The sequence below is a fragment of the Streptosporangium sp. NPDC020145 genome (assembly GCF_040631275.1).
In the GTDB taxonomy this organism is placed as follows: Bacteria; Actinomycetota; Actinomycetes; order Streptosporangiales; family Streptosporangiaceae; genus Streptosporangium.
This window is the reverse complement of record NZ_JBEXZT010000009.1, coordinates 234042-258191: the sequence shown is the minus strand read 5'-3', so window position 1 is coordinate 258191 and position 24150 is coordinate 234042. Positions and strand designations below refer to the sequence as shown.

Below are 24150 nucleotides of genomic sequence, written 5' to 3'. Positions count from 1 at the left end.
TCCTCAGGCTCGACCGTCCAGGACGTGGACCCAGCGGGCCTGGGACGGTGTTCCCTTTTGCGTGACTCCGAACATCATGTACCAGCCTGGCGGCATCAGTGCGGGGTTGGAGGGGAGCGTGACGATTATGCCGCTCGACACCCGGGTGAAGTCGATCTTGATGGAGCGCTGCTCGACGTCCGTGACGTGGGTGACCGCGCTGGGCCGCATGAAGCGCACCTCGGTGATGCGCTCGGCGTCGGGGGTCTTGAAGCCCGCCTTTCCGCCCAGCTTCACCTGCTGCCTGCCGTCGGTGAACACCGGACGCGACTCGCCGTTGTGCAGGTAGGGAGGGGTGTACACCTCGACCCGCTGCTCGAAGCTGCCGGGGACCGAGCCCTCCCCGTTGCCGAAGAGCGGATCCGAGCCCATGCTGAGCACCCGGCCGTCGGGAAGCAGCAGGCCCTCGGCGTGGTAGTTGCGGCCGACGGCGGGCGCGGCGGCCTGCCGGAAGGCGTTGACCCGCGGATCGTAGAACTCCGCCCGCAGGATGTTGCTGTCCCCTCTGCCCCGGTAGTCGCTCGAACCGTTGAAGGTGAACACGGTGTCGTCCGGCAGCAGTACCGCCGAGGAGTAGCGAACGGGGTGGGAGAGGTCGGGACCGCGGACGTAACGGGGCGCGGGCTGCTCGAAGTCGATGATGGCGGTCCGGTCGGTCGCGTTCTTCTGGCCGGGCTGGCGCTCCCCGACCGGCCCTCCGCCCAGCACCATGATCTTCTGGTCCTGCGCGGGAGGCAGCAGCACCGAGGCTCCGGTCTCGTTGAGCTCGGGTTCGGGCAGGCCGGGCACCGGGGTGAAAGCCTCCATCTCGTCCGGCGCGAGGCCGCCGGGCGCCCCGGGGGTCGACACCAGACGGTCGGTGTCGTGGCGGTAGTCCCACACGCCGGGGGGACGCATCGACAGCTGGCCGGGGCCGTACCCCGCGCTCATCCCGGAGAAGAAGAGCGTGTCGTCGTCGAGCAGGAACAGCGCGGGGTAGGTCGGGAAGAAGCGCCGGGGGCCGGGGCTCCACTTCTTCGTGGCCGGGTCGTAGATCTCGTTGTCCCTGGTGACCTTCCCGACGGTGTCGAGCCCGGAGACCGTCATCACCCTGCCGTCCGGCAGGGCCGTCAGCGTCGGGTACCAGCGGCCCTCGGCCATGTCCGGGACCCTGGTGTACCGCTCGGTCACGGGGTCGAACTCGAAGGCGTCCTTGATGCCCTGGAAGTCCTGCTTGTCGAGCGTCATACCGCCGCCCATGGCGTACAGGTTGCGCTTCTCCCTGTCGGTGGTCAGCCCCTGGATCTCGTACTTGACGGAGCCGTCGGCCGCGTTGATCACCCCGATGGCGCCCTCGGCCACCGACTCGGCGAACACCTTGGTCTCACTGGGCGTGACCCGCGCCTTGCCGCGCACCCCGGTCTCGGTCTTCGTCGCGGGCGGCACCATGATCATGGAGGTGGTCCGGTAGAGCCGCCCGTCGGGGGAGGCGACCAGTGTGCCCGCGGGCAGGTGCTTGGTGATGTGCGGGTTCTCGTTCTTCACCACCAGCGGCCCGGCCGCCCGTTTGACCTTGTCCTTGAGCACCTCGAAGCGCAGCGTGCCGCCCGCGATGAGCAGCTTGCCGTCGGGCAGCATGACGTGCCCGGAGCAGAAGAGGTCGACGGGGGTGTCGACCAGCTTGAACTCGCCCGGCTGTCCTGGTTTGGCCGGATCCCAGAGCAGGGTTTTGAAGGTGCCCTTGTCGAAGTTGACGATGTTGTTGCCGGAGCCCGCGACGATGAGCACCTTGCCGGTGTGCAGCAGCGCCGCGTGGATGGCGTTCACCTTGAACCGCTCGGGGATGTTCAGGAAGCTCCAGTGGCCGTGGCTCGCCTTGTAGTCGTCCCGGTTGATCCGGTAGTCGTGCCACTCCCGGTAGGCGAACCCCGCGACGGCCGGCAGGTTGACCCCCACGACGACGGTCACGATCGCGGCAACGACCAGGTTCTTGCGCAGCCTGCTCATCGGCCTCTCCTAGAGGTCCACGCCCAGGCGGCCATGGGCCCCAGGCAGATCACGAGGGCGAGAACCCCCCAGAGGGTCATGGCCACGTGCAGGTGGCCGGTCCAGAAGACGTTGAGCAGCAGGCCCCCGCCGAACACCGCCGCCCACCACAGGTGGATGCGGAAGGTCGCGACCTGGTCCGGACTGGCCGAGTCGCCCTTCGGGGTGACCACGAACCGGCTGGGGCGCCGCAGCGCGGCCCCGGCGAGCGAGGCCACGTAGATGGGCGCGGACAGGGCCGACATCACCATCCCGGCGACGCCGGAGGAGCCCTCGGGCTCGTGCGGGCTGACGTTGTGCCTGCGGTTCCAGGTGTAGAGCATGATCTGCAGCAGCGCGGCGTCGCCGTACAGCATGAGCCACATGTCCATCGGCACGGTCACGCCCGAGCCGCCGACCGCCATGAACAGCACGGCGCTCAGCCCGGCCAGCAGCCAGTTGAGCGCGGACATGGGGTAGAACGTCACCATCAGCGTGTAGTTGAACAGCCTGCCGGGCGACAGACGCGGGACGGCCCGCCAGAACTGGGTCAGCAACGTCTCGTAGGTGCCCCGGCTCCAGCGCAGCTGCTGGCTGAAGAAGTCGGTCCACGACGTCGGCCCCTCTCCGACGGCCAGTACGTCGGGGGTGTAGACCGACGTCCAGCGCCGTCCCGTCTCCGGGTCGCGGGCGCGGTGGAACTCGATGCCGGTCGCCATGTCCTCGGTGATCGAGTCGTACAGTCCGCCGATCTGCTTGAGCGCCCTGATCCGCACGGCGTTGTTGGTGCCGACGAACATCGGCGCGCCGTACCGGTTGCCCGCGCGCTGGATCAGGGAGTGGAAGAGGAACTGCTGGCTCTCGGCCGCCTTGGTGACGCCGAGGGTGTAGTTGCCGTAGACCTGGGGGCCGACGACGAAGGCGACCGTGGGGTCACGGAAGTAGCCGAGCATGCGTTCGCAGAACTCCGGCAACGGCACGTGGTCGGTGTCCACCGAGACGAAGAAGTCGTAGTCGTCGCCGTGGGCGGCCAGCCAGCTGTTGTAGTTGCCGTGCTTGGTCCTCGCCCTGAAGGGCCCCCTCGGCTGGTTCCACTCGGGCACGCCCTTGCGGGTGAAGTGGTGCGCGCCCAGCCAGTCACACAGCTCGTGGATCTCCGGATCGTCGCCCTCGTCCAGCAGCCACACGTCGAACACGCCCTGGTGACGGATCTTCAGCGCCGCGGTCAGGGTACGCCTGACCATCTCCAGCGGCTCCTTGCCCGGCACGCAGGTGGTGATGAAGGCGACCCTGCCGCCGGGCTCCGGCCTCACCGGTACCGGGTCCCTGGCCGCGAGCATGGCGTGGACGTTGGAGACCACGCTGACCAGCCGGAACAGTTCGATGAGGGCGATCGCCACGAGCATGACCCGGTCGGCGACCGGCAGGTACCACGGGAGCCCGCCGTAGGGGTCCGGACGCTCCGTCCAGTGAGCGGGCAGCAGCAGCCAGACCATCAGGGTGAACTCGACCAGCAGCGCGGCGACCATCAGCAGCACCGCGCGCACCCGGTGCGGCTCGCCCGCCAGCAGTGAGCGGTAGCGAACCCGGTACGGCTCGCCGGGGTCGGGCTCGGTCATCGGCCCGGCCAGCCTGCTGAACCGCTCGTAGTCGTAGAGGGCGCGCCTCGCGGGTCCGGTGCCGACGCTCATCGCATCGGTGACCTCACCACGCGCATGCGGAACACCGGCACTGTCCCCCCAGGCAGATCACATGGGCCACCCTGCCTGAAGGCACGGCCGTCACCGGCCCATAGAACGATAAAGGATGACCCATCATATTCTCAGCGGTAAGCCAGGCATCACCTGTCACGTGAGGTTCTGCACCGTTCCAGAAGACTCTCAGATTCTTCATGGAACGGTCCGGAAACTACCAAATCCACACCCCGGCCGGTTGGCCGGGGTAAAGGTCACCCGCCCAGCAGCTCCCACCAGCCGTCCGGGGCGGGAGCGTCGCCGACGTCGATCCGCTCGCCGGGACGCGGGACGACCACGCGGACGTCCCTGGCCTTGGCCTCGCGCCACAGACGGTCGGCGGGCTCCGCCCACGGATGGAAGGCCAGGGTGAAACTCGCCCAGTGCACGGGCAGGAGCAGCTCGCCGCCCAGGTCGAGGTGGGCCCGCACCGCCTCCTCCGGGTTCATGTGAATGTCCGGCCAGTTCGGGCTGTAGGCCCCGACGGGCATGAGCGTCAGGTCGAAGGGACCGTGCGCGGCGCCGATCCCCGCGTAGCCGTCGAAGTATCCGGAGTCTCCGGCGTAGAAGACCCGGTGCCGCTCCCCCGCGACCACCCACGACCCCCACAGCGTCGTGTCACGCCTCAGGGTGCGCCCGGAGAAGTGCCGGGCGGCGGTCGCGACGAAGCGCAGGCCCGCCACCCGCGTCTCCTCCTCCCAGTCGAGCTCGACGATCCGCTCCCCGGGCACACCCCAGCGCTCCAGGTGCGCGCCGATGCCCAGCGGGACCAGGAAGGGGGCCCGCTGCAGGGCGGTGAGCGCGCGGACCGTCGCCATGTCGAGGTGGTCGTAGTGGTCGTGCGAGATCACCACCGCGTCCAGGGCGGGCAGGCCGACCAGCGACGCGGGCATCGGGTGCAGCCGTCTGGGGCCCCCGACCGGCGCCGGGGAGCACCGCTCGCTCCACACCGGGTCGAACAGCACCCGCCGCCCCTCGATCTCGACCAGCGTCGTGGCGTGGCCGTACCACAGGGCACTGAGACCGTCCTCGGACGGCGGGACCAGGGGGGAGCCCACCACCGGGACACGCCCCGGAGGACGGCGCCCGTCACGGTCGCGAAGCAGTTCGCCCAGGAGCTTCACCAGGTCGCCCCTCGGCATCGCCGTACCCGGGACGGAGTTGTGGAAGGCGCCGTCACGGAACCTCGGTGAGCGGCGCATCCGCTCCAGCCGCTCGCCCGCCGCCCCGCCGCCGAGCGCGGCCGGGACGTCCCGCAGCGCCCACCCCACGGCCGCCAGCGCCAGCCCGCCCGCGACCAGACGCCCGGCCCGCCCGTTTCCCGCCATTCGCCCACACCCTCACAACACTCCAGAAACGACTCCGATCCCCTAACTCGCGAAGCCCCGGCCGGTGTTCCCGGTACGGCCGCGGAGACCTCCGGCCTTTCGGCGTCCTTTTTGGAGGTGAAGGTCCTTGCAGGGGGAGCGTGGCCTCATTCCAGCTGATACGCTCCGCCTCGGCAGCGGATCGCTCTGCTCCGCCTCGGCGATCCGCCGGCCTTCTCCACCGGACAGTGCGGTCCGGATTATCCAGGAACACGTTCACTCGTCAGAAATGACGGGATTCACGACCACCTCATCTGTGCACAAACCAGCGCAACAAGGATGGGCGATGAAATCGAACGATGTACGGACCGATGCGAGCGGCCGCGCTCACCGCCCCGCGCTGATGCTCGCGGTCGCCACGACGGGGTTCACGGTGAACTTCTGGGCATGGGCGCTGCTCAGCCCGCTCGGCCCGCAGTTCAAGCGGACGCTCTCCCTGTCGGCCTCCCAGCAGGCGCTGCTGGTGGCGGTTCCGGTGGTCATCGGCTCCCTCGGCCGGATTCCCGTCGGAGCCCTCACCGACCGGCTCGGCGGCAGGGTGACCTTCCCGCTCGTCTCGGCCGCCGCCGTACCGCCGGTCCTGTTCGTCGGCCTGGCCGGGCAGCGGTCACTGGCGGCGCTGCTGGCCGGCGGGCTCTGCCTCGGCGTCGCCGGGACGATCTTCGCCGTCGGCGTGCCCTTCGTCGCCTCCTGGTTCCCGCCAGAGCGCCGTGGCCTGGCCGTCGGCGTCTTCGGGATCGGCATGGGCGGCACGGCGATCAGCGCCCTGACCACGGTCGGGCTGACCCAGGCGGGCGGCCCCTCGGCGCCCTTCCTGCTCACGGCGGGCGTGCTGACCTGTTACGCCGTCGTCGCCTGTCTCGTCCTGCGGCACCCTCCCGGGCACACGGCCCGCACCCCGATGAGGGCACGGCCCTCTTCTGCGCCCTCGGGGTCGTCGGGCATGGCCGCCGCGCTGCGGCTGCCGATCACCTGGCAGGCGTCCGTCCTGTACGCGGTGGCCTTCGGCGGATACGTCGCGTTCTCGGTCTACCTGCCGGTCTACCTGCAGACGGCCTACGGCCTCGAACAGGCGGACGCCGCCCGCAGGATGGCCGGGTTCGTGCTCGTCGCGGTTCTGGCGCGTCCCCTGGGCGGCTGGCTGTCCGACCGTTCGGGACCGCTTCCCGTCCTGGTCACGGTCTTCGCCGTGCTCGCCGTCTGCGCCACGACGCAGGCGTTCACCCCGTCCCTCGCGCTCACCGGCACGGTCGCCTTTCTGACCATGGCCGCGGCCTTCGGCACGGGCAGCGGGGCCACCTTCGCCCTGGTCACCCTGGTCGCCCCGGCCGATCTGGTCGGCTCGATCACCGGCCTGGTCGGCGCGGCGGGCGGCCTGGGCGGGTTCGTCCCGCCACTGGTGATGGGACTCGACTACGGCAGGCTCGGCTCCTACGGCCTGAGCCTGGCCCTGCTCGCGGTGGCCTCGCTGGTGACCCTGCTGCTGACGGTGACCACGGTCCGCTCGACGGTCCGGCGCCACTCCTCCCCCGCGGGGTGTCAGGCGAGATAGTCCTCGACGGTGGCGACCTTGGCGTCGAGACCGCCGTCCCGGCCCCGGCGGATGTCGGCCTTGAGCACGAGGCTGACCCGTCCGCACCGGGCCTCGACCGCGGCGACCGCGTCCCGCACCACGGCCATGACCTCCTCCCAGTTCGCCCCCTCGACGGTGGTGAACATCGCGTCCGTCCGGTTCGGCAGTCCCGAGGCGCGTACGACCCGTACGGCCTCGGCGACGAGCTCCCCGACGTCCTCCCCGGTGCCGATCGGAGTCACGCTGAACGCCACAAGAACTGACATGTCACTCTCCCTCGCGTCCTGGGATGTCCCGCCCTGGAGTACGGCGTCACGCGTCAAAAATAGCGATCATGTGTATATGAAGGCACGAACGCCCCGCACCGTCGCCGAAGCCGAGGCGATCCAGGACGAGCTGCGGCCACTGGTCGACCTGACGGGTCCCGGCCCGCTGCGGCCCGCCAGGGTCGCCGGGGTGGACGTGGCCTACGAGGGGGAACGGCTCTCGGCGGCCGTGGCCGTACTGGACGGGACGACGCTGGAGGTCGTCGAGCAGGTCGTCGTCGGCGGCCGGGTGGCCTTCGACTACGTGCCGGGGCTGCTCGCCTTCCGGGAGATGCCCGCGCTCGTCGAGGCACTCGGACGGCTGAGCGCTCCGCCCGACCTCGTCGTCTGCGACGGCTACGGCCTGGCCCATCCCCGCAGGTTCGGCCTGGCCTGTCACCTGGGGGTGCTGACCGGCCTGCCCACGATCGGCGTCGGGAAGACCGCCTTCGTCGGCTCGTACTCGGCTCCGGGCACCACGCGGGGATCGTGGAGCGACCTGGTCCTCGACGGCGAGGTGGTCGGACGCGTGCTGCGCACCCGGGACGGCGTCAAACCGGTCTTCGTCTCGGTCGGCCACCGCGTGGACCTCGAAACCGCCTGTCACAACGTTCTCGCCCTGACCCCCCGGCACCGCCTGCCGGAGACGACTCGGATCTCTGACCGGTTGTCACGTATGGGTTTGATCGAAAATGTCGCCTTCGAGTGATTTGATCCTGTCATCGCGAAGAGATGGGGTGACAGTGGGCGACATCGAGTGGAGTGAGATCACCGGCGCGTGGAGCGACACGAACCTGAAGGAGATCCGCGAACGGCTGGCCGAGGGTTTCGACCCCGGGCAACGGCTTCCCTGGCTGGACTCGACGCCCCTGCACCAGGCCGCCCAGGAGGGCGCGGTCCGGGTGATCGGGCTGCTGCTGGCCGCGGGGGCGCGGGTCGACGCGACCGACGGCGACGGGGTGACCCCCCTCTGGGAGGCCGTACGGCACGGCCAGGACGAGGCGGTCAGGCTGCTGCTGGCGGCGGGCGCCGACCCGTGGAGGCCGTGCATCGCCGGACGTTCCCCCGGCCTCCAGGCGCTCTTCACCGAACTGGCCGACCTCTTCGCCCACCTGCCCGGCGCTCCCCGGATCGGCCCGAACCTGCGGGAGATCCAGGAGACCGTGGACGAGATGATGTTCTCCTACGAGGACTACCACGAGGAGTTCTGCATCGCGTTCGTCGGCGGCGTCACCGAGGAGGAGGTGGTCCGCCGCCTGGGGGCGGTGCCCGAGTGGTGCCCGCCGATCAGGGGCGGGGAACTGCGGCTGGCCGAGCGCGAGTCCCCCCTTGAGACCGTGCGGATCGCGAGCCCTCCCGGCGGTGGCGTCGTGCTCTTCCAGGCCGAGGGCATACTGCCGGTGCACGACGCCGTCGCCCGCCGCGTCACCTCGGGCGGCGGAGTCCTCGCCGGGGGCTTTCCGCTGACCAGCGGCTCGATCGACATATGGCGGGACGGCGTCAGCGTGGCCAGGCCGTCGGTGCACGAACAGCTCGGCGACGACAGTCCGGTCGAGCTGTGGATGTGCCGGTTCGGCGACTGCGGGGCGCACCCGTCCACCTCGACGGAGCGGGCCCTGGCCCTGATGACGCTGCTGACCGCGACCTACATCACCGAGGAATGGCTGTGGAACACGCCCACGCGGGTGGTCCCCGTTGAACTGCGTCAGACGAGCTGAGGTGGATAGAGTCACAAAATCATGAAAAAACACACCATGACCACGCTGTGGGACGAGATTCCGGACGACGCCGACGATCTCCTCGTGGTTCGTGGCGGGTTCAGACGCTACCTGTGCCTGTGCGGCAAACACCTGGCCGACCGCGACGCCGCCGAACTGCACGCCATGGAAACCAACCAGTGCACCACCTGCCTGGGCACCACGACGGAGCAGATCACCCCGAACTTCTCCCAGCCCTGCACCTCGTGCGCGGGAACCGGCAAACGCAAGGCGCAGCTCAGCTGGGAACTCGCCTACGCCGAGGCCGAAGCCGTGATCACCGTGGAGCTCGTCCGCAAGCTGATCACCCCGCTGACCGAGCCCTTCCGGCTCTCCCAGGTCGCGGACGCCGTACGCGCGACCCTCGAACTGCCCGTCGGCCGGCTGCCGGTCGGCCCCCGCGTCCGCGACGTCCTGCGTGGGCTTGAGGCCAACGGCGAACTCGTCCTGGTCTCCGCCCCCGACGAACTCCTGCGCGGCACCACCGTCGTCCTCTACCGCGACCCCTACTGGCAGCACGCCACGGAGTGAGCGGTCACGGGCGCGCGACCAGCGACTCCAGGTAGCCGCACAGCGCCCGTTTCAGTTCCCCGGTCAGCGGGGGACGCTCGGCCGGGTCCGCCGAGGTGATCAGCGAGATCACCCCCTGCACGATGTGCACGCAGGTCAGCGCGGCACGGGCGCGCTCGGTGCCGTCCCGGTGCGGCGCCAGCTCCCCGATGATCTGCTCGACGCGTGCCCGCAACGCCGTCTGGAGCGGCGCGAGCGCGGCGGCCAGTTCGGGCGGCATGTCGGGGCGCGCGAACAGCGCCTTGAAGCCGGGATGGGCGAGGTTGAAGGCCACGATCGGATCGACGGCCCGGTCGACCAGCTCCACGAGACCGAGCCCCGCGGGGTCGGCGAGGTCGAGCGCGCCACGGTGAGCCCGTCCCAGCTCCAGGAGGTAGTCCTGGACGAGGGCCCGCGCGATGGCCTCCTTGTTGGTGAAGAACTGGTACAGCGAGCCCGGTGAGATCCCGGCCTCCGCCGCGATCTTGTTGGTGGTCGCGGCCTCGTACCCCAGCCGGGCGAACACCGTGGCCGCCGCGGCGAGGATCTCCGCCATGCGCCGTTCCCCGCGTGCCTGTCGTCTGCGCGGCCGTGGATCCTCCGTCGTCTCGGCCATCGGCCTCCTTTCTCTCGAACCCCGCTTGAAAAACACGAGCAATCACTCGTAATCTTCGCTTGATGCGAGCGACTACTCGTAAAAATACTTCACCGGGGGAATCCATGCTCAGCAGACTCGCCGGTCTCGTGACCAGGCGCCCGGCATGGCTGGTCGCGGCCGGGGTGATCGCCGCCGTCGTGGCGGCCCTCCTGGCCTCGGGGACCATGACACGGCTGTCCCTCAACCGGTTCGAGGCACCCGGCTCGGAGTCGGCGCGAGCCCGCGACGTCCTGGCCGAGCGCTTCGGAACCGGGGTGCCGAACGTCGCGCTCCTGGTGACCGCCCGCGAGGGCACCGTTGACGACCCCCGCGTCGCCGCGGCCGGTCGCGACCTCACCCGAAGGCTCGCCGCCCATCCCGGCGCCGGTGACGTCTGGTCGTACTGGACCACGGGCCAGGACACCCTGCGCAGCCGCGACGCCCGTGGCGCGCTCGTCCTCGCCTGGGTGCCCGGCAGCGCCGACCACGTGCGTCGTGACGTCCTGCCCGGCCTGGCGCGGGCCTTCACCGGCCCGTCCGGCCCGGTCAGGGTCGAGGTCGGCGGCGGCGACGAGGTGTTCCGCCAGGTGATGGAGGAGTCGCGGAGCGACTTCACCCGTGCCGAGCTGATCATCGTGCCGATGGTGCTGCTGGCGCTGTGGTGGGTCTACCGGCGCCTGGCCGCCGCGCTGCTCACCCTCGGCGCCGGGCTGCTCGCCGTGGCCGGATCGCTGGCGCTGCTGCGCGGGGTGCTCGGCTTCGCCGAGGTCTCCACCTTCGCCGCCAACGTCTGCCTGGTCATGGGCATGGGCCTGGGCGTCGACTACGGCCTGTTCATGATCTTCCGGTTCCGGGAGGAGCGGCTCGGCGGCGCGCCGGTCCGCGCCGCCGTCGCCACGACCGTGCGCACCGCGGGCCGTACGGTGCTGTTCAGCGGCCTGACCGTCGCGGCCTCCCTGGCGGTGCTGCTGGTCTTCCCCTTTCCCTTCCTCGCCTCCTTCGGCTACGCCGGGATCGCGGTCGTCCTCGCCGCCGTGGCCGCCGCGCTGGTCGTGCTGCCCGCCGCGCTCGTCCTGCTCGGCTCCCGTGTCGAGCGCCGCCGACCGGCCCCCTCTTCCTCCTCCCTCTGGTACGGCGCCGCGCTGGCGGTGACCCGGCACCCCCTGATCTCCGGCGGCGCCGCGCTGCTCGTCCTCGGCCTGCTCGGCGCGCCGTTCCTCGGCCTGCGCTTCGGAGCGCCCGACGACCGGGTACTGCCCGCCTCGGCCCCGGCACGCCTGCTGTACGACCAGGTCCGCACGGGGTTCGCCGCCGAGGACGCCGACGCCCTGCGGGTCGTCGCCCCCACCGGCGACGCCGCGGCGGCCGGGCCGTACGCCGCGGCCCTGTCCCGGCTTGAGGGCGTGGTGCGCGTCGACTCGGCCGCCGGGACCTTCGGCGGCGGGCGCAGGACCGGTGACCCCGCCCCGGCGCGGTTCACCGCACACGACGGCCGTGGCGGAACCTGGCTTTCCGTCGTGCCCTCCTCCGCGCGGCTGGAGTCCGGCGCGGGCGACCTGATTCGGGCCGTACGCGCGGTGCCCGCGCCCTTCGAGGTGCTCGTCGGCGGCTCACCCGCCGAGATGACCGACTACCACGACGGCGTCGCGGGCCGTCTTCCGCTGGTCGCGGCGCTGATCGTGCTGGTGACCCTCGTCGTGCTCTTCCTGATGACCGGCAGCGTCGTCGCCCCGCTGAAGACCTCGCTGCTCAACCTGGTGAGCCTGTCGGTGATGTTCGGCGCACTGGTGTGGGTCTTCCAGGACGGCCACCTGGCGGGCCCGCTCGCCTTCACCCCGACCGGTTCGATCGAGCCGAGCATCCCCATCCTGATGTTCTGCGTCGCCTACGGCCTGTCGATGGACTACGAGATCCTCCTGCTGGCCCGGATCAAGGAGGAGTACGAGCGCACCGGTGACCCGCGCGGCTCGGTCGTGGCCGGTGTCTCCCGCGGCGCCCCGCTGGTGACCGCGGCCGCGGTGATCCTCGCGTTGTCGTTCGCCACCTACGCGACGAGCGGGGTCGTCTTCCTCAAGGAACTCGGCATCGGCATGGCGCTGACCGTCGCGGTCGACGCCACGGTGATCCGCGCGGTTCTGGTGCCCGCCCTGATGCGGCTGACGGGAAGAGCCAACTGGTGGGCGCCCGCGCCTCTTCGCCGCCTGCACCGTAGGATCGGCCTCACCGAGACGCCCGTCCCCCATCCGGTCCCATCCGTCCCCGGGGCGTGGTCCAACGCCGTTCACCAGCCTGACAGGCTGTGAAAATGTCCCTTTTGTTCCTTACAGGGACTCCATATCGAGCCGTCATATGCGATTTGGTATGCGGCCCCCCGACGCCACACGCTGCACAGACGCCGATATACGGCCCACGAAAACGGCGCGCAACAAAGTTGGGCCTTACCGGAAAGGTTCTTTACTATTAACCTTCCGGTGTGGACCTAGAAGTGCGTCATTTACGGGCGATCTGTGCGATCGCCGACTCGGGCAGCATTTCCAAGGCGGCGGCAGCCCTCAAGATGTCGCAGCCTGCGCTCGCCACACAGCTGCGACGCATCGAACGCATGTTCGGTGGACCGCTGTTCGAGCGGGGCCGGGAAGGAGCACGGCCCACACAGCTCGGCATGTGGGTGCTGGTCCGTTCACGCTCCCTGCTGCCGGCCTTCGACGAGCTCCGGCGTGACGGCATGCGCTACGCCGAACAGGCCGCGGAGAAGCTCAAAATCCGAGTGGGCTGTATGTCCAGCCATCTCGCGATAAACGTCATCAAGTGCCTCCATGAACTGCTGGCCGGAGCGGACATCACCGTCCGCACCGAGGAGGCCATGGACCTGCTGCCCGGGCTGCTGGAGTCCGAGCGGCTCGAACTCGCCACGCTCGGGGACTATCCGGGGCACGAGCTCACCCCGCCCCCCGGAGTGGTGTACGCGGGTGTCGCCGTCGAACCGATCTTCGTCGGCCTGGCCGCCACCCACCCGCTCGCCCAGCGGGAGGAGGTGGAGTTGCGCGATCTGGCCTGCGAGGACTGGACCCTGCACGCGCTGGCCGAATCCGGTCACAGGGAGCACTTCTGGGCGGCCTGCGCCCGGCAGGGCTTCGCACCGAAGATCGCCTACTCCGCCGACCTCAGCCTCGCCATCGACCTGATCGCCGCGGGACGCTGTGTGGGCATGTTCCAGGCGACCAGCAAGGGCTATCCGGGTATCGTCATCCGGCCGCTCGCCGGAACCCCGCTGCGGTTCCGGCACATGATCGGCTGGACCGAACACGGCCCCATCGCCAGGCACGGGCCCGACCTGGTTCAGGCGGTGACCAAGACCTACTGGTCCGAGGTACGGCGCGCACCGGTCTATGCCTCCTGGCTGAGGCGCCACGTGCCGCTTTCTCCGCCGGTCTAGACGACCATATCCCTTTCCTGCCAGGTTTGGCCGACCATATCTCCAAGTTATCCACATTCGTGGGGTACTCCACCCGGTCCCCGGAGTGTGAGCTTTGGTCCAGCCCAAACCGTCAGGGCTCCTTGCATCCCTCAAACCCCCCAAGGGACACCGAGAGGAGTCACCCCGCGTGAATCCCAAGGTCAAGTTAGGCGCGGTCGCCGTACTGGCCGCCGTCGCCATGGCCGCATCGTCCGTGGCGAGCGCCACAACCGCCGTCGCGGCCCCCGCGGCGGGCAACAGCGCCGCACTCGCGGCACCTGATCTGTCCGTGAGCAACATCCAGGCGCACCTGCAGCAGTTCCAGTCGATCGCCAACAGCAACGGCGGAAACCGCTCGTCCGGTTCCTCCGGCTACACGGCGTCGCTGAACTACGTGAAGAACAAGCTGGAGGCGGTGGGTTACACCACGCAGACCCAGAGCTTCAGCTACAACGGCCGGACCCACTACAACCTGATCGCCAACTGGCCGTCCGGTCCCGCCAGCCCCACCCTCATGCTGGGCAGCCACCTGGACAGCGTGACGGCCGGACCCGGCATCAACGACAACGGTTCCGGTTCGGCCACCCTGCTTGAGCTGGCCCTGAACGTGGCCAGCCTCAAGCCCAACCTCAACAAGCACCTGCGCCTGGCGTGGTGGGGTGCCGAGGAGCTCGGCCTGGTCGGCTCCAGGTACTACGTGCAGAACGGCGGCGCGAACGGGGTGGACACCTACCTCAACTTCGACATGACCGCCTCGCCCAACCCGGGCTACTTCGTCTACGACGACGTTCCGGCGATCCAGAAGGTCTTCAACGACTTCTACGCCAGCAAGAACATCCCGACCGAGATCGAGACCGAGGGCGACGGCCGCAGCGACCACACCGCCTTCAAGAACGCGGGCGTGAAGGTCGGCGGCGTCTTCACCGGTGCCGAGACCCGCAAGTCCTCGGCGCAGGCGGCCAAGTGGGGCGGCCAGGCGGGCCAGGCCTTCGACCGCTGCTACCACTCCTCCTGCGACACCACCAGCAACATCAACGTGACCGCGCTGGACGTCAACGCCGACGCGATCGCGAACGCCGTGTGGAAGCTGGGCGTCAGCGACGCTCCCTCCAACGACTACTCGCTGTCGGTCAGCCCCTCCTCGGCCACCGTGCAGGCGGGTTCCTCGACCACGGCGACGCTGAGCACCCAGCTCGTCTCCGGCAGCTCGCAGTCGGTCTCGCTGAGCGCCTCCGGCGCCCCCGCGGGCACCACCGTGTCCTTCAGCCCGTCCACGGTCTCCGTCCCCGGTAACTCGACGGTCACCATCTCCACCTCCCCCTCGACCCCGTCGGGTACCTACACCATCACCCTGAACGGCAACGCGGCCAGCGGCGCCAAGTCGGCCACCTTCAGGCTCACGGTCGGCGGCCAGCCTCCGACGGACGACTACTCGATCTCGGTCAACCCGAGCTCGCTGACCGTCCAGCCCGGCGCCTCGGCCTCGACGACGCTGAACACCCAGCTCGTCTCCGGCAACTCGCAGTCGGTCTCGCTGAGCGCCTCCGGCGCCCCCGCGGGCACCACCGTGTCCTTCAGCCCGTCCACGGTCTCCGTGCCCGGCAGCTCGACGGTCAACGTGGCCACCTCGTCCACGACCCCGACCGGCACCTACACCATCACGATCACCGGCAGCGGGAACGTGACCCACACGGCCACCATCTCCCTGACCGTGAACGGCGGCCAGAGTGGCACCGAGTGGGCGGCCTGGAAGACCTACGCGACCGGTGACGTCGTCACCTACGGCGGCTCCAGCTACCGCTGCATCCAGGGACACACGGCCTACCCCGGCTGGGAGCCGCCGAACGTCCCCGCTCTCTGGCAGAAGATCTGAGCAGAGGATCCGAACCGGCTGAACGGTTCTGATCGATCCACCGGAACCAACCAGGAAACCGGGTGACAGTACGGCGGGCGGCCACAACCGCCCGCCGTATCTGTGTCCGGAGATGCCCTGAAAAATGAGCTGATAGATCGTTAATTACGCTGTTACGCTTCCAGCGCCGGCCGTGGGACTCCGGCGCGACTTCCGGAACCCGCATTTGAAGCGATGATTCGCAGTTCGCGCCCTCATTCCCCGGCCGGCCTCGGCATCGGACCCGGAGGCGACGATCGACACCCACGTCGAAACCAGCGCGGACCTGATCGCCGCCGACGACGTCCTGCTGTTCGTGAACGCGGCGATCACCTCGACCGGCCAGCGTGAGTTCCACTCCGGCGCGGAGGAACAGAGCCTCTCGCTCGACTTCCTGCACCGTTACCTGCTGGGCAACTACCGCGATCTGTACACCGCCACCCTCGCCCTGGACGTCAACGACCACAACGCCGTGATGATCGCAAAAAACCTGCTGACCACGGCGGCGGAGGCGGATCCGGAACAGCGCCGCGCAGAGGGACGGCTGATCGCCCGGCGGCTGGCCCTGCTGCCGCCGCCCCGGGTCTACGGGCTGTTCCGCGCGCTGCGCCGCGCCAAGGTCAACAACCGGCGTACCAGGGCGATCATGCGGGACTGGCTGGCCGCCCGCCCCGACCTCGCGTTCGACGCGGTGAAGTACCGCGGCGCCGTCAAGGACGTGGTCCGGCACGCCCACCTGCGGCCGGAAGGGGAGCTGGGACCGTTCCTGTTCACTCCGCGCAGGAGGGCCGCCTACGCGACGCCGATCCTGGAGACGTGGCGCAGGGCCCACTACGAGCAGGCCGCGCTGTACGGGCTGCCCTACACGGTGGCGGAGGGGTTCGCGGCGAAACACCGCATCCCGCGTGCCGCCTTCCTTGAGCGCATCGCGCCCCGGCTCACCCGGCTGGAGCGCCTGCGGCTTCAGGAGTCGGCACGCGGCCTGGGAGCCGAGGCGGTGCGGGCCGACCTGACCACGATGCCGCTGACCCGGCTGGCGTCGTACGTGCTCTCCCTCTCCCTGGACGAGCGCGCGCGCCGCCGTACCGAGCTGACCGGGGCACTGCGCGCGGCGGCCCGCCGGGCCGCGGGCGGGCAGGCCGGGAGCTGGGGGACGGTGGCCGCCGTCCTCGACGACAGCTTCTCCACCTACGGGTCGGGTCACAAGCGCCGGCGTCCGCTCGCCGTCGCGCTCGCCTGTCACTTCCTGCTGGAGGCGCTGGCCCGCGAGTACACGCCGCTGTGGCTCTCCGGCCGCCAGGACGCGCTGCTCGTCCATCCGCACGGGGCCACGCCCCTCGGCGAGCGCGTCCTCGACGGCCTCGAACTCCGGCCGGAACGCCTCATCGTCGTCTCCGACGGATGGGACAACTCACCGCCGGGACTCGCGGAGGAGGTGCTGCGGATCTGGCGCACCCGGCTCGACCCGCATCACACCTGCGCCGTCACGCATCTCAACCCGGTCTACGACGCCGCCGACTTCGACGTGCGGCGGCTGGCGCCGACCGTCCCGACCGCCGGGATCCGCGACGCCGAGAACCTCCTCGCCCTGGTGGAGCTGGCCCAGTTCGCGGACGGACGCACCGGGCTCCCCGAGCTGCGCGCCCACCTGGCACGCCGTGTCGAAGGCTTCCTCCTGGGGGACACATGACGGCTCTCACCCTCACCGGGTTGTCCACCCGCCCCGCGCAGGTCTGGGGCGGCGTACGGCTCGTCCCGCTGGTCCGTCAGGAGCCGATCGAGGACCTGCGGCTGTCCGCCCAGATATACGAGGAGGAGTTCGGCCTCGTCGAGGTGACCCCGCGGGCCGCGTACCTCTCCTACATCCCGCACGGGTTCGTGGCGGACTGGACGCGCGACGGCTCCCCCGCCGCGGCGTACGGCACCCAGCTGCGGGGACCGGCGGAGCGCGACCACGTGCCCAGCGGGATGCCGCTGCACTTCCACCGCCGCATGGCCCGCAGGACCGGCAGGAACCGGCTGCGCTTCCTGCCCCTGCACCTGGCGCTTGAGGGCTACCTGTCGCTGCACTTCGGCGGGCCGGAGATCGCGTGGGAGGAGTGGTCGCGCCGCGCGATCGACCAGGGGCTCTCCCCGCGCGTCGAGGAGAGCTACTCCGGCGCCGAGGTCAGGGGCCTGCGGGACGCCCTGCGCATCTTCGAGATCCACCCCGGCCAGTGCGGCGTCCTGGTCTACGTCGCCGACGCCCTCGCCTCCGCGTTCGTGGTGCCGCACCCCGACGACTACCGCGCCCTGCACACCACCCTCCTGCACGACCTGTACGGCGAGCTGATCCACCACTACGCGATGTACAGCGTGGCGGTGCCCGACTTCCGCGCCCGCATCGTGGACGCGCAGGTCGGCTCCCTCGCCGACCTGCGGGCGCGGGCCCGTGAGCGGCAGGAGGAGTGGGCGTCCTTCCACGACGGGGTCATGGCGAACGGGCTGCTGCGGACGGACCACACCTACCAGCGCGTCTACGAGATGGACGGCTACCTCCTGTCCCGCTTCCTGCCGTCCTTCGAGCGGCGGCAGGAGAACCACATCGGAGAGCTCATCACCGACGGCGCGGGCCGGCTCGCCTACCTCAAGACGTTCCGCCTGTCGGAGAACCAGGTCCGGCGCGGTCATCTGCTGACCCGGCTGGCCGCCTGCGGCTGGAACCTGGCCGAGACCGCGGCCGCGCTCGGCATGACCGAGCACGAACTCGCCCTGCGCATCGAGGGCGCGGGTTTCGGCCATCTCCTCCGCCAGGACATCCTCGACCGTTACCGGGCCCAGGCACGCCGGGCGCGGTAGCGGGTTGGCCCACCCGAAAAGGGTAGGTATGTCGCACTAAGTGGGGAAAGTCCATCACGGTAGGCCAAGAACCAAGGCGGTCATGATGCTCCGCAGCAGAACTCCCGCGCCGGGCCGGGACAGGGGCGTATGAGCGCCAAGGCCCGGTCCGGCGGGACACCGGCCACCCGGTGGCGGGAGGAGGAGGCCGACCCGCGCCGTTGGAAGGCGCTGACCGTCTGCCTGGTCTCCGGGTTCATGACCCTGCTCGACGTCAGCATCGTCAACGTCGCGCTGCCCGCGATCCGCACGGGCCTCGGCGCGCCGCAGAGCGACCTGCAGTGGGTGGTCTCCGGGTACGCGCTCACCTTCGGCCTGGTGCTGGTGCCCGCTGGGCGATTCGGCGACATGCGCGGCAGGCGCAACGTCTTCGTCTTCGGCGTCGCCCTGTTCACCCTGGCCAGCGCGGCGGCCGGCATCGCCAGGACCTCGACCTGGCTGGTCCTGGCCAGGCTCGTGCAGGGGGTGGCGGGCGGCATCGTCAACCCTCAGGTCAGCGGGCTGATCCAGCAACTGTTCCGAGGAGCCGAGCGGGGCAGGGCGTTCGGCATGCTCGGCGCGACCATCGGCATCTCGACCGCGGTCGGCCCGCTGCTGGGCGGGTTGCTCATCCGCCTGGGCGGCGAACACGACGGCTGGCGCCTCGTCTTCTACGTCAACGTGCCGATCGGCCTGCTCGCCATCGCCCTGGCCTACCGCTACATCCCGCGCCGCCCGCCGGAGAGACGTTCGCGCAAGAGCATGGACCCCGTCGGGGTGCTGCTGCTGGCCGCCGGGCTCGTGCTCATCCTGCTGCCGCTCGTGGAGGGCCAGCAGTGGCGGGGCGCGGGCAGGTGGCTGCTGCCCGTGGCCGGACTGGCGACGATCGGGCTCTTCGCCCTCTGGGAGCGCCGGTACGGGCGGAGCCGCGAACCGATGGTCAACCTGTCGCTGTTCGGCAGACGGTCCTACACCTTCGGCGCCCTGATCGCGGCGCTCTACTTCGCCGGGTTCACCTCGATCTTCTTCATCCTCACCATCTACCTGCAGAACGGGCTCGGGTACTCCCCGCTTGAGGCGGGCCTGGCCAGCACCTCGTTCGCCGCGGGCTCGGCGGTCGCCTCCATGCTGGGGGGACGGGTCACCGTCAGGTTCGGCAGGCCGCTGGTGGTCGCGGGGCTGGTGATGGTGGTGATCGGGCTGGCCGTCACCGAGCTGGCCGTACGGCTGAACGCCGGGCCCGGGGTCGCCTGGGCGATCGCGGCGCCGCTGCTGCTGGCGGGGCTGGGCAGCGGGCTGGTGATCTCACCGAACCAGACGCTCACCCTGGCCCAGGTCCCGGTCGCCGAGGCGGGCACCGCGGGCGGGGTGCTGCAGACCGGCCAGCGGATCGGCACGGCCCTGGGCATCGCGGCGATCGGTTCGGTGTTCTTCGCCGTGACCGCCTCCTCACACGGCGACCACGCCACGGCGTTCAGGACGGCGCTGCTGGTCACCATCGGCTTCGTGCTGGCCGCGCTGGTGGTCGCGGTCGCCGACGTGCTCGCCGACCGCAGGTCACGCCCTCCGGGGCGGCCGTCACCGCGGGCCTCCTCGCGGGGCCGGCAGGGGGCACGCTCCGGGACACGGCGGACACGGCCCTCCGCGAGCCGCCCACGGCGGTGAGGCCGAGTGCCGTGAGGCGGGGTGTCACAGGGCGGGGACGCGGGCGCGGCGGGCCGGGGCCGCCGTCAGGTCGTCCAGGGCCGGGCGCAGCCGGGGGAGCACCCCCTCGCCGAACCAGTAGGCCTCCTCCAGGTGCGGATAGCCGGACAGCACGAACTCCTCGACGCCCAGCGCCGCGTACTCCTCGATCCGTTCGGCCACCTGGGCGTGGCTGCCGACCAGTGCCGTCCCCGCGCCTCCCCTGACCAGGCCGACCCCGGCCCACAGGTTGGGATGGATCTCCAGGTCGCGGGCCGTACCTCCGGCGAAGCCCTCGTGCAGGGCGAGCATCCGCTGCTGACCGACCGACTCGCTGCGGCCGAGCGCCCGCCTGGCGGCCCTGATGTCCTCCGGGTCGAGCGCGGCCAGCAACCGCTCGGCCTCCGCCCAGGCCTCCCGCTCGGTGTCCCTGGTGATCACGTGCAGCCGTACGCCGAACCTGAGCGTGCGCCCCCGCTCCTCGGCGAGCCCGCGGATCCACTCGATCTTCCCCGCCACCTGGTCCGGCGGCTCACCCCAGGTCAGGTAGACGTCCACGTGCCCGGCCGCGACGGGCCCCGCCGCCGCCGAAGAACCGCCGAAGTAGATCTCCGGGACCGGGTCGGGCACCTCGGCGACGGTCGCCCCCTCGACCTGATAGTGCCTGCCCGCGAAGTCGTACGGCGTGCCGCTCCATGCCCCGCGCACGACCGAGAGGAACTCGCCGGTGCGCTCGTAGCGCTCGTCCTTCGGCAGGTGGTCGCCGAACCTGACCTGTTCCGCCGACTCTCCCCCGGTCACCACGTTGAGCAGCAGCCTGCCACGGGACAGGCGCTGGTAGGTCGCGGCCATCTGCGCGGCCAGTGTGGGCGACAGCAGGCCGGGACGGAAGGCGACCAGGAACTTCAGCCGTTCGGTCTCCCGGGTCAGCGCGGCCGTGACCAGCCAGGCGTCCTCGCACCAGGAACCGGTCGGGGTCAGTACGGCCTCGAACCTGAGCTGTTCCGCCGAGCGGGCGATCTGGGCGAGGTACTCGATGTCCGGCGGGCGGAAGGCCGCGCTCTCCGGGCGGCCGTGGCCTCTGCCGAGACCGTGCCCGCCGCCGGTGAGGACCCGGCTGTCGCCCGCGGTCGGCAGGAACCAGTGGAACTTCACGGGGTCTCCTCCACGGTCACGCAGGCGGGGTTTCGCCCATCGTCGGCCATATAACTCACAAAGTCAATCGGTAATAGGGGTTATGCGTGGAACCGGAGCCGATGTCGTTCGTTGATAGGTTCAGGATTTCGTCGATTTACGCGAAAGTGGAGGAAGGGCACAGTGGACGTCGAACAGACGGCGCTGCCGGGGATAGGGCTACGGCACGAGTTCACCACACGGGCAGGCCGGCGCATCGGAGTCGTCTCCCACCGCACGGGCCGCCGCGACCTGGTGATCTACGACCCCGCCGATCCGGACCGGGCCTGCGAGACCGTGAAGCTGAACGACGAGGAGGCCGACGCGCTGGTCGAGCTGCTCGGCGCCCCGCGCATCGTGCAGCGCCTCAACGCCCTGCACCGGGAGGTCGAGGGCCTGGTCAGCCTGCAGCTGCCGATCTCGCCGGGCACGCCGTACGCGGGAAGGCCGATGGGCGACGCCCGGGTCCGCACCCGCACCGGCGCCTCCATCGTCGCCGTGGTCCGCGCGGGCCAGGTGTTCGCCAGCCCCGGCCCCGACTTCACGCTCGACGGCGGGGACGTGGTGGTCGTGGTCGGCAGCCCGGAGAGCACGTCCGCGGTCTCCGAGATCCTGGCCCACGGTTAGGGCAGCGGGTGCACACAGCGATCCTTCTGCTTGAGCTCGGCGCCGTCCTGCTCGGACTGGGCGTCCTGGGCGCGCTGGCACTGCGTGTCGGCATCTCCCCCATCCCCCTGTACCTGCTGGCCGGTCTCGCCTTCGGCACCGGCGGCATCATCCCCCTGGCGACCAGCGAGGAGTTCATCTCCGTCGGCGCGGAGCTGGGCGTCATCCTCCTGTTGCTCACCCTCGGCCTGGAGTACAACGCCGACGAACTCGTGACCAGCCTGAAGGGCAACGCGCGCGCCGGGTTCGTCGACCTGGCGCTCAACGCGGCGCCCGGCGCGATCGCGGCGCTGCTGCTCGGCTGGGGCCCGGTCGCCGCCGTGGCGATGGCCGGGGTCACCTACGCCACCTCCTCGGGCATCACCGCCAAGGTCCTTTCCGACCTGGGATGGATCGGCAACAGGGAGACGCCGGTGGTGCTCTCCCTGCTGGTGTTCGAGGACCTGACCATGGCGATCTACCTGCCGGTCCTCACCGCGCTGCTGGCCGGGCTGAGCTTCATCGGCGGCGCGGTCACCGTGGCGATCGCGCTCGGCACGGTGAGCGTCGTACTGCTGATCGCGCTGCGCTTCGGCCGGTTCATCGAGAGCTTCGTGGCCAGCCCCAACTCGGAGGTGCTGCTGCTGAAGGTGGTCGGGCTGGCACTGCTGGTCGCCGGGGTCGCCCAGCAGCTGCAGGTCTCCGCCGCCGTCGGCGCCTTCCTGGTCGGCATCGCGCTCTCCGGGAAGCTGGCCGAGGACACCCACGCGCTGCTGACACCGCTGCGCGACCTGTTCGCCGCGGTGTTCTTCGTCTTCTTCGGCCTGCAGACCGACCCGACCAAGATCGCCCCGGTCGCCGGGCTGGCCGCGCTGCTCGCCCTGGTCAGCATGGTCACCAAGCTGCTCACCGGCGCGTACGCCGCCCGCAGGGCCGGGATCGCCAAGGCGGGCCAGGCCCGGGCGGGCATCGCGCTCATCCCGAGAGGCGAGTTCAACATCGTGATCGCCGGACTCGCCGTCGCGGCCGGGGTGCACCCCGACCTCGGCCCGCTGGCCGCCGCCTACGTCCTCATCCTCGCCGCGTTCGGCCCGCTGGCCGCTCGCCTGGTCCAGCCCCTCATCACCGCCGTCGCCAGCCGCACCTGACCCTGGAACCCTGAAACCTTGAAACAGGGTACGGCGACGCCACACGGCGCGGCCGTACCCTGTTTCATTCGTCACGAAATTCCACCCGGCACCCCTGTTATCAGGATTTAAGGATAAATGGCAGCATTTATCCGGGTATCACCCTTAAATGGGTAGGACAATACCCCGGATTAGGGGGTGTTCTTCTCGGCCGAATACGAGATGATCTGCCCAAGCGTTCAGCGGAACCGAAAGGTCCGCCTGAATCGGGGATTCATCGAACGGCCGAGGAGAGGATTTCCCGAGGTGTCGCTAGGAAGACGCAACGCGATGGCGCTGGGTGCCGGGGCGATCGCACTGGCCGCGACGGGCGGCGCCGTGCCCCCGGCGTCCGCGGCGGAGACCGGGCAGGCGGAGCGGGGACCGGCGGTCCCCTCGGACGCGGAGCTGGCGCGTTCCCTGCCCGGCGGCTTCACCAGCCGGCACGCCGAGGTGAACGGCGTCCGGCTGCACTACGTGTCAGGAGGCAGCGGGGAGCCGCTGGTCCTGCTGCCCGGCTGGCCGCAGACCTGGTGGGAGTACCGCAAGGTCATGCCCGCGCTCGCCGCCCGCTACCGGGTCATCGTCGTGGACCTGCGCGGCATGGGGGGCTCCGGCAAACCGGCCTCCGGATACGACAAGAAGACCATGGCGCGGGACGTGCGCGAGCTGGTGCGCGCGCTCGGCCACGACAGGGTGAACATCGCCGGGCACGACGTCGGCGCCATGATCGCCTTCAGCTTCGCCGTGAACCACCCCGAGGCGACCCGGAGACTGGCGCTGCTCGACGTCACCCACCCCGACGACTCCTACTACGAGTTCCGCATGCTGCCCCAGCCGGGGCAGGCCTTCTTTCCCTGGTGGTTCGCGTTCAACCAGGTTCAGGGACTGCCCGAGCAGCTCGTCTCCGGCAGGTCCCGATATCTCGTCGACTGGATATTCGACCACCTCCTGGTGGACAAGTCGGCGATCGGCGACCGTGACCGCGCCGTGTACGCCAAGGCCTATTCCTCTCCCGACGCCGTTCGCGGCGGAAACAGCTGGTATCAGGCGTTCGGCCAGGACATCGAGGACCATCGGACGTACGGGAAGGTGACGGCGCCGACGCTCGGGCTGGCGCACAGCGCCTTCCACCCCCACATGAACCAGGTGCTGCCCACCCAGGCGACCGACGTCCGCGTCGCCGAGCTGACCGGGACGGGCCACTACTTCGTCGAGGAACGGCCCGCCGCGGTCATCGGACACCTGACGGGCTTCTTCGGCTGAGGCCGGGCGGCGGGCTCCCCGCCGGTTCCCTCGCGGACCCGGCGGGGTC

At 70.4% G+C, this 24150-nt stretch carries 19 protein-coding genes; 13 read left to right on the top strand and 6 right to left on the bottom strand.

The window, feature by feature from the left end:
- Positions 1 to 3 precede the first annotated feature (3 nt).
- The 3 genes from ABZ463_RS19485 to ABZ463_RS19475 all read right to left on the bottom strand — a co-directional run bounded on the left by ABZ463_RS19485 (position 4) and on the right by ABZ463_RS19475 (position 5104).
- Positions 4 to 2025, bottom strand: a complete 2022-nt coding sequence (locus tag ABZ463_RS19485) for a galactose oxidase-like domain-containing protein (protein WP_352013003.1) — start codon at positions 2023 to 2025, stop codon at positions 4 to 6.
- Positions 2022 to 3734 (bottom strand): cellulose synthase catalytic subunit, encoded by a 1713-nt coding sequence (locus ABZ463_RS19480; RefSeq protein WP_352013004.1) that lies wholly within the window; start codon positions 3732 to 3734, stop codon positions 2022 to 2024. The genes ABZ463_RS19485 and ABZ463_RS19480 overlap by 4 nt, the downstream gene beginning before the upstream one ends.
- 257 nt (positions 3735 to 3991) lie before the next feature.
- Positions 3992 to 5104: an MBL fold metallo-hydrolase gene (locus ABZ463_RS19475; RefSeq protein WP_362777556.1), complete on the bottom strand. Its 1113-nt coding sequence runs from the start codon at positions 5102 to 5104 to the stop codon at positions 3992 to 3994.
- Between the two features lie 325 nt (positions 5105 to 5429).
- On the opposite strand from ABZ463_RS19475, the gene ABZ463_RS19470 reads away from it, so the two are divergent.
- Positions 5430 to 6695 (top strand): MFS transporter, encoded by a 1266-nt coding sequence (locus ABZ463_RS19470; protein WP_362777554.1) that lies wholly within the window; start codon positions 5430 to 5432, stop codon positions 6693 to 6695.
- Here the strand turns inward: ABZ463_RS19470 and ABZ463_RS19465 are convergent.
- Positions 6683 to 6982 (bottom strand): MTH1187 family thiamine-binding protein, encoded by a 300-nt coding sequence (locus ABZ463_RS19465; RefSeq protein ID WP_362777551.1) that lies wholly within the window; start codon positions 6980 to 6982, stop codon positions 6683 to 6685. The two genes, ABZ463_RS19470 and ABZ463_RS19465, sit on opposite strands and share 13 nt — an antisense overlap.
- 76 nt (positions 6983 to 7058) lie before the next feature.
- On the opposite strand from ABZ463_RS19465, the gene ABZ463_RS19460 reads away from it, so the two are divergent.
- Genes ABZ463_RS19460 through ABZ463_RS19450 form a run of 3 tightly spaced genes read left to right on the top strand, consistent with a single transcriptional unit; the run spans position 7059 to position 9309 of the window.
- Positions 7059 to 7730, top strand: a complete 672-nt coding sequence (locus tag ABZ463_RS19460) for an endonuclease V (protein ID WP_362777548.1) — start codon at positions 7059 to 7061, stop codon at positions 7728 to 7730.
- A 28-nt stretch (positions 7731 to 7758) separates the two neighbouring features.
- A complete protein-coding gene (locus ABZ463_RS19455; protein WP_352013009.1) occupies positions 7759 to 8739 on the top strand; it encodes an ankyrin repeat domain-containing protein in 981 nt (326 codons plus the stop codon).
- A gap of 21 nt (positions 8740 to 8760) precedes the next feature.
- The gene (locus tag ABZ463_RS19450; protein ID WP_352013010.1) at positions 8761 to 9309 is read left to right on the top strand and encodes a hypothetical protein; all 549 of its coding nucleotides are present in this window, start codon (positions 8761 to 8763) and stop codon (positions 9307 to 9309) included.
- Positions 9310 to 9313: 4 nt separating this feature from the next.
- Here ABZ463_RS19450 and ABZ463_RS19445 read toward each other — a convergent pair whose 3' ends face one another.
- Positions 9314 to 9943, bottom strand: a complete 630-nt coding sequence (locus tag ABZ463_RS19445; protein ID WP_362777544.1) for a TetR/AcrR family transcriptional regulator — start codon at positions 9941 to 9943, stop codon at positions 9314 to 9316.
- 104 nt (positions 9944 to 10047) lie between these two features.
- On the opposite strand from ABZ463_RS19445, the gene ABZ463_RS19440 reads away from it, so the two are divergent.
- From ABZ463_RS19440 to ABZ463_RS19415, 6 genes are all read left to right on the top strand, one after another.
- Complete coding sequence (locus ABZ463_RS19440; protein WP_362777542.1) at positions 10048 to 12267, top strand: MMPL family transporter; 2220 nt, start codon at positions 10048 to 10050, stop codon at positions 12265 to 12267.
- Between the two features lie 170 nt (positions 12268 to 12437).
- Positions 12438 to 13400 carry a LysR family transcriptional regulator gene (locus ABZ463_RS19435; protein WP_352013013.1) on the top strand — a complete coding sequence of 321 codons (963 nt, stop codon included), beginning with the start codon at positions 12438 to 12440 and terminating at the stop codon, positions 13398 to 13400.
- 169 nt (positions 13401 to 13569) lie between these two features.
- Positions 13570 to 15294: a M28 family peptidase gene (locus ABZ463_RS19430; RefSeq protein WP_362777539.1), complete on the top strand. Its 1725-nt coding sequence runs from the start codon at positions 13570 to 13572 to the stop codon at positions 15292 to 15294.
- 334 nt (positions 15295 to 15628) lie between these two features.
- Positions 15629 to 17002: a hypothetical protein gene (locus ABZ463_RS19425; protein WP_362777537.1), complete on the top strand. Its 1374-nt coding sequence runs from the start codon at positions 15629 to 15631 to the stop codon at positions 17000 to 17002.
- A complete protein-coding gene (locus ABZ463_RS19420) occupies positions 16999 to 18150 on the top strand; it encodes a hypothetical protein (RefSeq protein ID WP_352013016.1) in 1152 nt (383 codons plus the stop codon). Before ABZ463_RS19425 ends, ABZ463_RS19420 begins: the two co-directional genes overlap by 4 nt.
- Positions 18151 to 18279: 129 nt before the next feature.
- Positions 18280 to 19833: a DHA2 family efflux MFS transporter permease subunit gene (locus ABZ463_RS19415; RefSeq protein WP_362777533.1), complete on the top strand. Its 1554-nt coding sequence runs from the start codon at positions 18280 to 18282 to the stop codon at positions 19831 to 19833.
- Between the two features lie 24 nt (positions 19834 to 19857).
- Here ABZ463_RS19415 and ABZ463_RS19410 read toward each other — a convergent pair whose 3' ends face one another.
- On the bottom strand, positions 19858 to 21006 hold the full coding sequence (locus ABZ463_RS19410; protein ID WP_362777531.1) for an LLM class flavin-dependent oxidoreductase: 1149 nt from the start codon (positions 21004 to 21006) through the stop codon (positions 19858 to 19860).
- Between the two features lie 162 nt (positions 21007 to 21168).
- Between ABZ463_RS19410 and ABZ463_RS19405 the strand changes: the two genes are divergently transcribed.
- The 3 genes from ABZ463_RS19405 to ABZ463_RS19395 all read left to right on the top strand — a co-directional run bounded on the left by ABZ463_RS19405 (position 21169) and on the right by ABZ463_RS19395 (position 24101).
- The gene (locus ABZ463_RS19405; protein ID WP_352013019.1) at positions 21169 to 21651 is read left to right on the top strand and encodes a cation:proton antiporter regulatory subunit; all 483 of its coding nucleotides are present in this window, start codon (positions 21169 to 21171) and stop codon (positions 21649 to 21651) included.
- Between the two features lie 8 nt (positions 21652 to 21659).
- Complete coding sequence (locus ABZ463_RS19400) at positions 21660 to 22817, top strand: cation:proton antiporter (protein ID WP_352013020.1); 1158 nt, start codon at positions 21660 to 21662, stop codon at positions 22815 to 22817.
- 285 nt (positions 22818 to 23102) lie between these two features.
- Entirely contained in the window at positions 23103 to 24101 is a 999-nt protein-coding gene (locus ABZ463_RS19395; RefSeq protein WP_352013021.1) for an alpha/beta hydrolase, read from the top strand.
- Positions 24102 to 24150 lie beyond the last annotated feature (49 nt).